The organism is Anaerococcus sp. AGMB09787, from assembly GCF_022808955.1.
Lineage (GTDB): Bacteria > Bacillota > Clostridia > Tissierellales > Peptoniphilaceae > Anaerococcus.
Genome location: NZ_JAKZEY010000005.1, coordinates 1 through 11,986, shown reverse-complemented (window position 1 = coordinate 11,986; position 11,986 = coordinate 1). Strand labels below are relative to the sequence as shown.

The 11,986-nt window shown below is 36.8% G+C and carries 11 protein-coding genes; 9 read left to right on the top strand and 2 right to left on the bottom strand.

Annotation, left to right across the window (positions count from 1 at the left end; genetic code table 11):
• The first annotated feature begins 10 nt into the window (after positions 1 to 10).
• On the top strand, positions 11 to 193 hold the full coding sequence (gene rpsU, locus MUN42_RS02090; protein WP_243342614.1) for a 30S ribosomal protein S21: 183 nt from the start codon (positions 11 to 13) through the stop codon (positions 191 to 193).
• A 74-nt stretch (positions 194 to 267) separates the two neighbouring features.
• Here the strand turns inward: rpsU and MUN42_RS02085 are convergent, their stop codons facing one another.
• Positions 268 to 411 carry a hypothetical protein gene (locus MUN42_RS02085; protein ID WP_243342612.1) on the bottom strand — a complete coding sequence of 48 codons (144 nt, stop codon included), beginning with the start codon at positions 409 to 411 and terminating at the stop codon, positions 268 to 270.
• 221 nt (positions 412 to 632) lie between these two features.
• Positions 633 to 821 carry a 50S ribosomal protein L28 gene (rpmB, locus tag MUN42_RS02080; protein ID WP_243342609.1) on the bottom strand — a complete coding sequence of 63 codons (189 nt, stop codon included), beginning with the start codon at positions 819 to 821 and terminating at the stop codon, positions 633 to 635.
• A gap of 146 nt (positions 822 to 967) precedes the next feature.
• Here rpmB and murB point away from each other — a divergent pair, with 146 nt between their 5' ends.
• The 8 genes from murB to MUN42_RS02040 are packed head-to-tail and all read left to right on the top strand — an operon-like array spanning position 968 to position 11,786.
• Positions 968 to 1,870 carry a UDP-N-acetylmuramate dehydrogenase gene (murB, locus tag MUN42_RS02075; RefSeq protein WP_243342608.1) on the top strand — a complete coding sequence of 301 codons (903 nt, stop codon included), beginning with the start codon at positions 968 to 970 and terminating at the stop codon, positions 1,868 to 1,870.
• Positions 1,870 to 2,721 carry an RNase adapter RapZ gene (gene rapZ, locus MUN42_RS02070; RefSeq protein ID WP_243342606.1) on the top strand — a complete coding sequence of 284 codons (852 nt, stop codon included), beginning with the start codon at positions 1,870 to 1,872 and terminating at the stop codon, positions 2,719 to 2,721. Before murB ends, rapZ begins: the two co-directional genes overlap by 1 nt.
• Positions 2,718 to 3,434: a tyrosine-protein phosphatase gene (locus MUN42_RS02065; protein ID WP_347708749.1), complete on the top strand. Its 717-nt coding sequence runs from the start codon at positions 2,718 to 2,720 to the stop codon at positions 3,432 to 3,434. Before rapZ ends, MUN42_RS02065 begins: the two co-directional genes overlap by 4 nt.
• An 8-nt stretch (positions 3,435 to 3,442) precedes the next feature.
• Positions 3,443 to 4,348 (top strand): DNA-binding protein WhiA, encoded by a 906-nt coding sequence (whiA, locus tag MUN42_RS02060; protein ID WP_243342603.1) that lies wholly within the window; start codon positions 3,443 to 3,445, stop codon positions 4,346 to 4,348.
• Positions 4,338 to 7,796, top strand: coding sequence for a DNA polymerase III subunit alpha (locus MUN42_RS02055; protein ID WP_243342601.1), 3,459 nt, complete (start codon positions 4,338 to 4,340; stop codon positions 7,794 to 7,796). Before whiA ends, MUN42_RS02055 begins: the two co-directional genes overlap by 11 nt.
• Positions 7,797 to 7,804: 8 nt before the next feature.
• On the top strand, positions 7,805 to 8,764 hold the full coding sequence (pfkA, locus tag MUN42_RS02050; protein WP_243342600.1) for a 6-phosphofructokinase: 960 nt from the start codon (positions 7,805 to 7,807) through the stop codon (positions 8,762 to 8,764).
• Positions 8,765 to 8,772: 8 nt separating this feature from the next.
• Positions 8,773 to 10,545: a pyruvate kinase gene (pyk, locus tag MUN42_RS02045; protein ID WP_243342599.1), complete on the top strand. Its 1,773-nt coding sequence runs from the start codon at positions 8,773 to 8,775 to the stop codon at positions 10,543 to 10,545.
• Positions 10,545 to 11,786 carry a class I SAM-dependent RNA methyltransferase gene (locus MUN42_RS02040; RefSeq protein ID WP_243342598.1) on the top strand — a complete coding sequence of 414 codons (1,242 nt, stop codon included), beginning with the start codon at positions 10,545 to 10,547 and terminating at the stop codon, positions 11,784 to 11,786. The genes pyk and MUN42_RS02040 overlap by 1 nt, the downstream gene beginning before the upstream one ends.
• Positions 11,787 to 11,986 lie beyond the last annotated feature (200 nt).

Below are 11,986 nucleotides of genomic sequence, written 5' to 3'. Positions count from 1 at the left end.
GGGGATAGAGATGACAGAGATTAAAGTTGGAGAAAACGAATCAATCGATAGTGCAATCAAAAGATTCAAAAGACAATGCGCAAGATCCGGTGTACTTTCTGAATACAGAAGAAGAGAACACTACGAAAAACCAAGCGTTATAAGAAAAAAGAAAAATGACGCTGCTAAAAGAAAAAACAGAAAAAATAAATAATTTAAAGACCTTCCCGGCGACTTTGCTAGGAAGGTTTTTTGTATTTGGCTTAGCTGATAGTTTATCATTAAATTTTAATTTTTAGCGATATTATCTATCAAAGTTGAAGCAATATATAAGGCAGAAGTAAGAGCTAAGCCCCTACATACAACTATTCCATCAATAGCTAGGTCATATCCATATCCTGCAAAGACTTGACTTGGATTAAAAATATCCACAAGGCTATTATAATTAAAATTACTTTCAATAAGATATATTCAACTTTTCTATTCATACCTAGGTCTCCTTTATAAATAAGAAATTATCACTATATATTGATCTACATTTTACAAGAGCAGCTTGTATTTATAAATTACTATGGTTACTAATCTCTAAGTAAATTAAAGAAAGGTAAAAAATAACTGCCGATTAGTCGGCAGTTTCTATAAAATATTTTTTATTAAGCTTTTTCTACTTTACCGCTTTTTAAGCATTTAGTACAAACGTTGATTGTTTTAGGACTTCCGTCAACTACAGCTTTGATTTTATGAACGTTAGCCTTAAATTTTCTGTTAATTTGTCTGTGAGAGAATGTAACATTTTTGCCTGATTTTGTTCCCTTGCCGCAGATATCACATGTTCTTGCCATATTTCCACCTCCTCATCATTTATCTTTATTATTTTACCAAAGTTTCCACCAAATTACAAATTTTTTCTTAAAGGGCTATTTTTAGACAATAGTTATTGGATGGAAGTTCGAGTATAGTTATATTAGGAAAAAAAATAGGAGCAGATATGGATTATAAAAATATTTACGCAAATTCTGGCTTAAAAGATATATCTTATGACGCCTATTTAAAAGACTATACAAGCTTTGGCATAGGTGGCAAGGCAGATGTTTTGATAAAACCAACCACAGAAGAAGAACTTATTGAAGTCTTAAAAATAAATTCAGAGAATAATATCCCTACGACAATTATAGGACGAGGCTCAAACCTCTTAATCTCTGATAAGGGAATAAGGGGAGCTGTAGTTGTTTTGGCTGATAATTATTCTGATATTAAGATCGAAGGCAAGAGCCTGAGAGCTTTATCAGGAACAGCCCTAAAGGATGCAGCTCTTGCATCTATCAAAGAGTCCCTTACAGGCATGGAAGAAATATCAGGAATCCCTGGATCCATTGGAGGAGGGGTCGCTATGAATGCAGGAGCCTATGGTGGAGAGATTAAGGATATTTTAGTAAGTGTGAGGGCCATAGATATTGAAGGAAATGTACATGAGTTTAATAATGAAGATATGCATTTTTCTTACAGACACTCAAGAATTTTTGAAGAAGACCTGATAGTATCATCGGCTACTTTTGAGTTAAGAGAAGGTGATCCTGAAGAAATTAAGGCTAAATATGAGGACTTCACCCACAGACGAGAATCCAAGCAACCCCTAGATAAGAAGTCCGCTGGTTCAACCTTCAAGAGACCAGAAGGCTCTTATGCATCAAAGTTGATTGATGAATGTGGTCTAAGGGGCTATAGGGTAGGAGATTGCCAAGTTAGTGAAAAGCACTGTGGCTTCTTGATAAATGCTGGTAATGCAACCTGTAGGGAGATGCTAGACTTTATAAATGAAGTCAAGGCCATAGTTAAGGAAAAGACAGGTTTTACCCTAGAGAGAGAAGTTAAGTTAATTGGAGATTTATAATGAAACTTAAAATTATTACCGGCCTAAGTGGCTCAGGCAAGACAACTGCCCTTAGGGCCTATGAGGATATGGGCTACTATGCCATGGATAATGTCCCAGCCTACCTCATAGAAAAATTTATTGAGCTAAATACCAACCAGGCAAACCCAATCGAGCAAATGGCAGTTGTAATTGATTTTAGGTCTACTCTTAATTCAGACGAATTATATAAGTCTCTTGAGGCTGTAAAAGAGATAAATACAGAAACTGAGATTATTTATTTATACTCAAATGATGAGGTCATTCTAAAAAGGTATAACGAACTTAGAAGGCCTCATCCCTTGGGATCCTTTGGAAATGTAGAGGAAGGAATAGAGAGAGAAAAGGACCTATTTATTCCCATAGAAGCCATGGCTGATAAAGTAATTGACACTTCTGATTTTAAGTCAGCTGACCTAAAGAAAATATTGGCAGATTTTTCTGGCAAAAAGGACATGATGATTATAAATCTAGTCTCATTTGGCTACAAATACGGCTTATCAGATAATTTTGATTTTGTCTTCGATACAAGATTTCTTCCTAATCCCTACTATATAGAAGAATTTAAACACTTAAATGGAACAGATAAGAGTCTAAAGGAATATTTAGATTCATTTGATAAGTCCCACACCTTTATGGATACTATATATTGCCTTATAACAGGTTTGATTCCTGACTATATTAATTCAGGCAAGGATATGCTCACTATAGGCATAGGTTGTACTGGTGGTCAACATAGGTCAGTTTATATGGTAGAGAGCCTTTATGAAAAGATGAAAGATGATGATTACATATTAGTTAAGAAACATAGAGAAAAGGATAGATGGTCATGAAATACTTAAAAAGATACCCAGTTGAAAACATAAAAAATGTCAGAGACTTAGGGGGAGTTCCTACTATTTATGGAAATGTTACAAATTGGGGCAAATTTATAAGAAGTGCAAGTCTTGATGATTCCAAAGATTGCGATATAAAATATTTAATAGATCTTGGTATTACAACGGTAATAGACCTAAGAAGAGAAGGCGAAATTGATAAGAGTCTAGAAAGCCATAAGAAAATCACTGACAATTTTGACTATCACAATGTATCCCTAGCAGGCGATAGGGAGTTTAGACAAGAAGAGATTGATATGATTATCTCAAGAAAGCTATCAGTAGGGGCATCCTATAGGAACCTTATTGATAATTACAAGGGTGTTAGAGAAATTATGGAAATTATGGCAGGGGCTGAAGGAAGCATTTTATTTCACTGCCAAGAGGGTAAGGATAGGACTGGAATGATTTCCATGATTCTTATGGGTATAGCTGATGTTTCAAAGTCTGATATAATAGCTGACTATGAAATATCTTCAGCCTACCTAGGTTATATAGAAAGATATGAGAAAAGCGAAGACTGGTCAGTCTTTAGGATAACAGATCCCTACAATATGAGAGAAGCCTATGAATATATCATTAGAAAATATGGAGGCTTCTATGAATACCTAGACTATGCAAAGGTAGATGTCAAAACAATTGATAAACTTAGGGATATGATGATAAATTAGGAGCAGGTATGTCTTTTTCACAAAGATGTAAGAAGGAAGTTATGAAAAAAGATCCTATATCGGTAGAAGGGGAGCTAGTCTCAAGCCTTCACTTTGTAGGTTCAATTAGGATAAAGAGATGGTCCTACTATATAAAATTTGAAACTGATAGTAATATTAAGGCAAGGTATATATATAACCTTGTCAAAATTTTATATAACTATTCTCCAACCTTTGAGATTTTGGATAAAAAAAGCAGAAGAGACTTTAAGGTGATTGTCGAAGATAGCCATATTTCAGAAGATTTAATTGCTAAGAAGGAAAATGGCTTTATAGATAATTTCACAAATATTGAAGAAGTTGACTTGGATGATATAAAATCTTTTCTAAAAATCGCCTTCATATACAAGGGTTCAATAAATGACCCTCAAAGAGGCTACAATCTGGAGGTAATAGCAAGGGATGATAGGGAACTTAGACTAATCAAGGAGTCTATGGAGACCTTTGAATTAAAACCAAAAGTTTATACTAGGTCTGATTATTATATAGTTTACCTAAAAGATAGTGACAAAATCTCGGATTTTTTGGCCTTGATAGGGGCTAATAAGTCTCTTTTTGAATTAGAGAATGTAAAGGCTATGAAGTCCATAAGGAATAATATCAACAGGCAAACAAATTTTGACAAGGCAAATATAGACAGGACTGTCAAGGCATCACTAAGGCAGGTAGACGCTATAAATTATCTAATAGGAGTGGGAGGTCTTGATGACTTTAATGATGAAATGAAAGAGATTGCAAGGCTCAGGATAGAAAATCCCTATATTTCCCTAGAAGAGCTTGGTAATCTTATGGATCCTCCTATGACTAAGGCAAAGATAAATTATAGGCTACAAAAGTTTATTAAGTTGGCAGAAGAAGGTTATGATGGAAAATAAATTTACCCACTTACACGTCCATACAGAATATTCCCTCTTAGATGGTTTTTCTAGGATAGATGTCCTCCTAGACAAGTGCAAGGAACTTGGCATGGATTCTATCGCCATAACTGACCATGGGCAGATGTATGGGGTTATAGAATTTTATAAGCAGGCAACTAAGCGTGGCATTAAGCCAATTATTGGCTGCGAGATCTATGTAAGTGAAAAGGACCACACAATCAAAAATCCTACCAACAAAAGGTACTACCACCTAATTTTGCTTGCAAAAAACATAGGAGGCTACAAAAATCTAATAAAAATCGTATCAGAAGCATATGTTAATGGATTTTATTACAAGCCTAGGGTTTGCTTCGACTACATAAAGGACCATGCAGCAAACCTAGTTGCCCTTTCAGCCTGCCTCAATGGTGAAGTAAACCAAAGGATCCTGGAAGATGATATGGAGGGGGCAAAGGATACTGCCCTTAGATATCAAGAGGCCTTTGGTCAAGGTAACTACTACTTGGAAATCCAAAACCATGGACTAAGAGAGCAAGAGAAGGTAAATAAGGGAGTTGACTACCTCCATAGGAGCCTTGGTATTCCCTTGGTAGCTACTAATGATGTCCACTATGTAGAAAAGGAGGATGCCCTCTACCAAGACGTCCTCCAATGCATCCAAACAGGCAAACTCCTTGAGGATAAGGATAGGATGAGGATGCCATCTAATGAATTCTACCTCAAAAGTCCTCATGAAATGGCAGATTTATTTGCTGACTATGATGATGCACTAGCTAATAGTCGAAAAATCGCCGATATGTGCAATGTTGAGTTTACCTTCCATGAGCCACATTTGCCCTACTTTACCAAGGTTGAAGATGGCTATAGCAACTTAGACTACCTAAAAAAACTTGTGAAGGAAGGACTAATTAAGAAATATGGAAGCCTTAATTCAAAGATTATAGAGAGGGCCAAAAAAGAGATTGATGTCATAGCTTCTATGGGCTATGTAGACTACTTCCTAATAGTCTGGGACTTCGTCACCTATGCCAAGAGCCATGATATAGCAGTTGGGCCAGGTAGGGGATCTGCTGCAGGGTCCATTGTCTCCTATGCCCTAGATATAACAAAGATTGATCCCCTCAAATACAACCTACTCTTTGAAAGATTTTTGAATCCTGAGAGGGTATCTATGCCGGATATTGATATAGACTTTGATTATATCTTGAGGGATAAGGTAGTAGAATATGTAAATGACCTCTATGGTAGGGACCATGTTTCTCAAATTGTAACCTTTGGTAGAATGCAGGCCAGAAATGCCATCAGAGATGTGGGTAGGGTCTACAATATCTCCTACGGCAAGGTCGATAGGATTGCCAAATTAATTCCGACAACTATAGGGATGACCATAGACAAGGCCTTTGAAGCTTCACCTAAGTTTAAGGAAATATATGATAATGACAGGGAAGCCAAAAGATTAATCGAAACAGCTAGAAAGGTGGAAGGCCTTCCTAGGCATACATCAATCCACGCTGCTGGAGTTGTAATTTCAAAAGAAAAGCTAACAGATATTATTCCCCTCGCTATATCAAATGACCTAGTCGTTACCCAATATGATATGACAGAGATTGAAGAGCTGGGCCTACTTAAGATGGACTTTTTGGGCCTTAGAAACCTTACTATAATCAAGGACACTATTAAGGATGTCAAGAAAAATCGAGGTATAGACGTAGATATTGACAATATTGATGTAAATGATAAAGACGTAATGAGTCTATTTACCAGGGCCAATACAATAGGAATCTTCCAATTTGAATCAGCTGGGATGAGAAACTTCCTCAAGAACCTTAAACCTACTGTATTTGATGACCTAATAGCGGCAAATAGTCTATTTAGGCCAGGTCCTATGGATGAAATTCCTAAATATATCGAAAATAAAAATAATCCCGGCCATGTTGAATACATTGATGAGAGCCTAAGGCCAATACTTGATGTAACCTACGGTATCATAGTCTACCAAGAACAGGTAATGCAAATAGTACAAAAACTTGCTGGCTATTCCTTGGGAGAAGCTGATAACTTGAGAAGAGCCATGTCCAAGAAAAAGATGAACGTTATGGAAGAAAATAGGGATATCTTCATCCATGGAAAGGTTGATGCTAATGGCGAAATTGAGATAGCTGGTTGCGTGAGAAATGGGATAAGTGAAAAAAATGCCAACCTAATTTATGATGAAATGATTTCCTTTGCCAAGTACGCTTTCAACAAGTCCCATTCTGCAGCCTACAGTCTAGTTGCAGTTCAAACTGCCTACCTCAAATATAATTATCCAGAAGAATATATGGCGAATTTAATAAGCTCTGTTATGGATAATCCTTCCAAGCTATACACCTACGTAAGTGAAACCAAGGCAATGGGTATAGAGATCTTGCCAGCTGATGTTAATAAGTCCAAGCGAGAATTCTCTGTAGAGAAGGGCAAAATTATCTTTGGTCTATCAGCCATTAAGTCAGTTGGTACCAATTTGATTTATGCCATAGAAAAAGCTAGGGATGATGGGGGAGACTTTCTTAACTTTAAGGACTTCCTCCAAAGAGTAGACCAGGTAGACCAAAGGACCCTTAATAAAAAGGGAATAGAAGCCCTAATAAAGGCAGGAGCCTTCGATTCCATTTCCTATAAGAGGTCATCCCTTATGGCAGTTTTCTCAAAGGCCATTGACTCGGTAATTGAAAATAGGAAAATAAATGTTAAGGGCCAGATGAACCTCCTTGATGCCTTTGGAAGTGAAGATAAGACTCAACCTATCGAAGATATAAAATTACCAGATATCAATGAATACCCCAAGAAAACCAAACTTGCCATGGAAAAAGAGGTCTTGGGCTTTTATATATCCGACCATCCTCTATCAGGAATATCTGACTCCCTTGATTCCATAGTTACCTACAAGACTTCCGACAAGGAAGAGATGACAGACCTAGAGAGAGCTAGACTTGATAGGAAATTTGTAACTATGGCTGGAGTTATCACAGAAAAAAGTGAAATAATGACCAAGAAAAGAGAACTGATGGCCTTTGCTAAGCTTGAGGATATGACAGGAAGCCTTGAAATAGTGATATTCCCTGAGGTCTACAAGAACTATAGGCTACTCTTAGATGAGGATAATCCTGTTATCGTAAAGGGGATCTTGCAAGTTGACGAATCTGATGTAAAATTATTAGCTAATGAGTTTATTGATGTAGAAAAGATTAATATTAAAACTTTGTACTTAAAAACTGAGTACATAAGGTATAATGAACTTAGGAAACTTTTAACTTCTATGAAGGGAGATAGTCCAGTCGTAGTTTATTTTTCTGATAAGGGCAAAAATTATAGGCTCGACAAGAAGCTCTGGGTAGATCTCAAGGAAGAAAATATTAGAAGCTTAGAAGGTTTTTTAGGAAAAGATAATGTTAAGATTAAGTGAGGAATTTTATGAAGACAATAGGAATACTAACAAGCGGAGGAGATGCTCCCGGCATGAATTCAGCCATTAGGGCTGCAGTGAGAACTGCCCTAAATAAGGGCCTTCGTGTTAAGGGAATTAGAAATGGTTATGATGGCCTAATGCAAGGTGATATCTATGAGATGAATGTATCATCTGTAGCAGATATTATCCACAAGGGTGGTACTATACTCGGTACTGCGAGAAGTAGTGAATTTAAAACACCAGAAGGTCAAAAAAGAGGAGCTCAAATCCTAGAAGATTATGGAATAGAAGGACTTATAGTTATCGGGGGAGATGGATCCTTTAAGGGAGCCAAGGCCTTATCAGAACTAGGCATTAGGACAGTGGCTATCCCAGGTACAATAGACAATGATATGGGCTATACAGACTTTACTATAGGATTTTTTACAGCAATAGAGACTGTAATTGATGCAATAGGAAAGCTTAGAGATACTTCATCTTCCCATGGTAGGGCTGTTGTAATTGAAGTAATGGGTAGAAATTGCGGAGACCTCGCCCTTTACTCAGGACTTGCCGGTGGAGCAGAATCTATCATAGTCCCTGAGCATACTTTCTCCATTGATGAAATTATCGAAAAGATGGAAAATGGTAAGAAGAGGGGTAAGCTTCACCACCTAATTACCCTAGCTGAAGGAGTTGGAGATCCATATTCCCTTGCTAGAGAATTGGAAGAGAAGACAGGAATTGAAACAAAGGTTACTATCCTAGGTCATGTTCAAAGAGGTGGATCACCATCAGGAGTGGATAGACTACTTGGAACAACTATGGGAGCCAGAGCAGTTGAGTTATTATATGAAGAGAAGACAGATATAGCTCTAGGTTATGTTAATGGTGAAATAATCGAAGTAAGTATTGAGGATGCAACAAGCAAGAAATCTGAATTTAATGAGAAACTTTACGAAGTTGCCAATTCATTATCAAGATAGGAGATATTATGAAGCCTGAAGTTTTAAAAAAGACTAAGATTGTTTGTACAATAGGACCTGCCAGTGAAGACGGGGAAATTCTTGAAGAATTAATTAACAATGGAATGAATGTTGCTAGGTTAAACTTCTCCCATGGTAGCCATGAGGAACACCTCGCAAAGATTAAAAATATTAGAAGAATTAGAAGAAAACTAAATCAACCTGTTGCGATAATGCTAGATACCAAGGGTCCAGAGATTAGAACAGGTAACTTCAAGGTGGATGAAGTTTACTTAAAACCTGGTGATGTCTTTACACTTACAACAAGAAATGTAGAGGGCGACCAAAACATTGTTTCAGTATCCTATGAGGGACTACCAAACGATGTTGAAGTAGGATCTGCTATTTACATAGATGATGGCCTAGTTCAACTAGAAGTTACAGAAATAAAAGATGGCACAGAAGTTGTTTGTAAGGTACTAAACAACGGAATCCTATCAAACCACAAGGGAGTAAACCTACCAGGATCAAAGACCAACCTACCATCATTGACACCAAAGGATGTTGATGACATTAAATTTGGTATAGAAAATGACATCGACCTCATAGCAGCAAGCTTTGTAAGGAAAAAAGAAGATGTCTACGACATTAGAAAAGTCTTGGAAGATCATGGTGGAGAACACATTAAAATCATTTCAAAAATCGAATCACAAGAAGGTGTAGATAACCTAGATGAAATCATAGAAGCAAGTGATGGAATTATGGTAGCTAGGGGAGATCTTGGAGTAGAGATCAAAACCGAGCTTATACCCCTAGTTCAAAAAGAAATTATAAGAAAATGTAATGCAGCTGCAAAACCAGTTATAACAGCAACCCAAATGCTTGACTCTATGATTAGAAATCCTAGACCAACTAGGGCAGAGACAACAGATGTAGCTAATGCTATAATCGATGGGACCGACTGTGTTATGCTTTCTGGAGAAACTGCAAATGGTAAATACCCAGTAGAGGCAGTAAAAACTATGAGAAATATTTGTATTACAACAGAGTTCTCAGATGACTTCTACAAAAATGTATACGGACTTCACATCGAATCATCTAACAATGTAACCAACTCAATAGCAAGATCTACAAAGTATATAGCAGAAGAACTAAAGGCTAAGGCAATAATCTCTTGCACATCATCTGGTAACACATCAAGAATAATATCAAAATTCAAACCAAAAACTAATATAGTAGCAGCAACCACAACTGATAGAGTCGCAAGAAGCCTATCCATAGTATGGGGTGTTAATCCTATTGTAATCCAAAAGGCAAAAGAAACAGATGAACTAATAGAGCGTGCCATAGTAGGGGCTTTAGCTGAAGATTATGTAAAAGAAGGAGACCTTACAGTAGTAACAGCAGGTATTCCTCTAGGAGTATCAGGTACTTCTAATCTAATCAAAGTTCATGTTATAGGCGATATATTGACAAATGGTACAGGTATTGGTTCGAAATCAGTATCGGGTAAGGTGGTAATAGGTTCAACCAAAAAAGAACTAAAGGATAAGTTCGAAGATGGCGATATAATAGTAGCCAAATTTACAGACTCAGACCTTACAGAATTTATTGAAAAAGCCAGTGCTATAGTAACAGAAACTGGAGGCCTAACAAGCCATACAGCAGTAGCAGCAGTTCACTTTGGAATTCCTGCAGTAGTGGGAGCCGTTAATATCCTAAACATGGTAGAAGACGGAGATACCATAACAGTAGATTCCATAGGTGGAGTAATATACAAGGGAGATACAAAAGTTATCTAATGATACTAGAAAACATAGAAATCATAGATATCCTACAAGATGGTAGGGGTGTTGGCAAAAAAGATGGCAAAGTATACTTTATAGAAGGGGGAAGTTACGGAGAAATCTGTAACATAGAACTCCTTGAAGAAAAGAAAAACTTTACCCTAGCCAAAAAGACCAAGACCCTACAAAAATCAAAAGACTATAGAGAACCTCCATGTCCATACTACTATGAATGTGGAGGTTGTTCTATAATGGATATATCTTACGATAGGCAAATAAAACTAAAGCAAAACCTAATAAAAAACGCACTTAACAAAACAGCAGGCATAGACCTTGATAATATAAAAATAATAAAATCCAAAGACTTTGGCTATAGAAACAAAATTCGTTTAAAAGTAGGAGATAATGGTGACCTAGCCTACAAGAAAAAAAGCTCTGATGACCTAGTCTACATAAAAGACTGCCTCCTTGCAAATGATCATATAAGAGCAAACTTTGATAATATACAAGCTCTAAGTAGAGATATAACCGAGGCCATGGGCCATATACTTAGTCAAATATCAATAAGGTCAAATGGCAAGGAAATCCTCCTAAACCTCTACTCTGATGAGGTAGATAAAGTCTACGACTACCTAAAAACCAAGGACCTAGCCTACAAAATAAATATTCTAGGGAAAAATAAGACACTTAGACTGGGAGAAGACCACCTCTTCTTTACCTACAAGGACAAAACCTTCAAAGTATCAAGAGATGACTTCTACCAAGTAAACGACTACCAAATCCAAAACCTTTACGGCTTGGCAAAAGAATTCTTGGGAGAGGACAAAAAGCTCCTAGACCTCTTCTGTGGATCAGGCACAAGCTCGATTGCAATAAATGGAGACCACTTGGTAGGAGTAGAAATAAACAAATCAGCCATAGTAGATGCCAAAGAAAATGCTAGGATAAACAATTTAACAGACTACAAATTCATAGCCAAAAACGCCAAATATATAGACCAAAAATTTATAAAAAAAGAACAAATCCACGCTGTAACCCTAGACCCACCAAGGGCAGGAATCGACAAGGAAATTATAAAAACCCTAGCAAAAACCAAAATCCCCCAAATAATCTACATCTCATGTAACCCCCAAACCCAAGCACGAGACATAAAAAGATTCCAAAAAGAAGGCTATGCCCTAGAAAAAATCAAAGCAGTAGATATGTTCCCACAGACTATGCACGTGGAGACTATAGCGTTGATACAAAAGATGTAAATATAGAAATCCTGCATTTTAAGCAGTTTTATAAGCATTTTGTCTTCGATAAAGATGAAGAAGGATACGTCAAAAAGACCCAAAAAAACTACATGGACGTAAGAGTAGTTTTGCAACTGGTATGAGGAGACACAAAGAAAAATATAATAAGATAAAACCCATTTTATACTTTCTACAAGAGTAGCTTAAATAAGGCTGCT

Coding starts and splice junctions, on each gene's coding strand:
- rpsU (WP_243342614.1), top strand. CDS start 11: ATGACAGAGATTAAAGTTGGAGAAAACGAATCAATCGATAGTGCAATC.
- rpmB (WP_243342609.1), bottom strand. CDS start 821: ATGGCAAGAACATGTGATATCTGCGGCAAGGGAACAAAATCAGGCAAA.
- murB (WP_243342608.1), top strand. CDS start 968: ATGGATTATAAAAATATTTACGCAAATTCTGGCTTAAAAGATATATCT.
- rapZ (WP_243342606.1), top strand. CDS start 1,870: ATGAAACTTAAAATTATTACCGGCCTAAGTGGCTCAGGCAAGACAACT.
- MUN42_RS02065 (WP_347708749.1), top strand. CDS start 2,718: ATGAAATACTTAAAAAGATACCCAGTTGAAAACATAAAAAATGTCAGA.
- whiA (WP_243342603.1), top strand. CDS start 3,443: ATGTCTTTTTCACAAAGATGTAAGAAGGAAGTTATGAAAAAAGATCCT.
- MUN42_RS02055 (WP_243342601.1), top strand. CDS start 4,338: ATGGAAAATAAATTTACCCACTTACACGTCCATACAGAATATTCCCTC.
- pfkA (WP_243342600.1), top strand. CDS start 7,805: ATGAAGACAATAGGAATACTAACAAGCGGAGGAGATGCTCCCGGCATG.
- pyk (WP_243342599.1), top strand. CDS start 8,773: ATGAAGCCTGAAGTTTTAAAAAAGACTAAGATTGTTTGTACAATAGGA.
- MUN42_RS02040 (WP_243342598.1), top strand. CDS start 10,545: ATGATACTAGAAAACATAGAAATCATAGATATCCTACAAGATGGTAGG.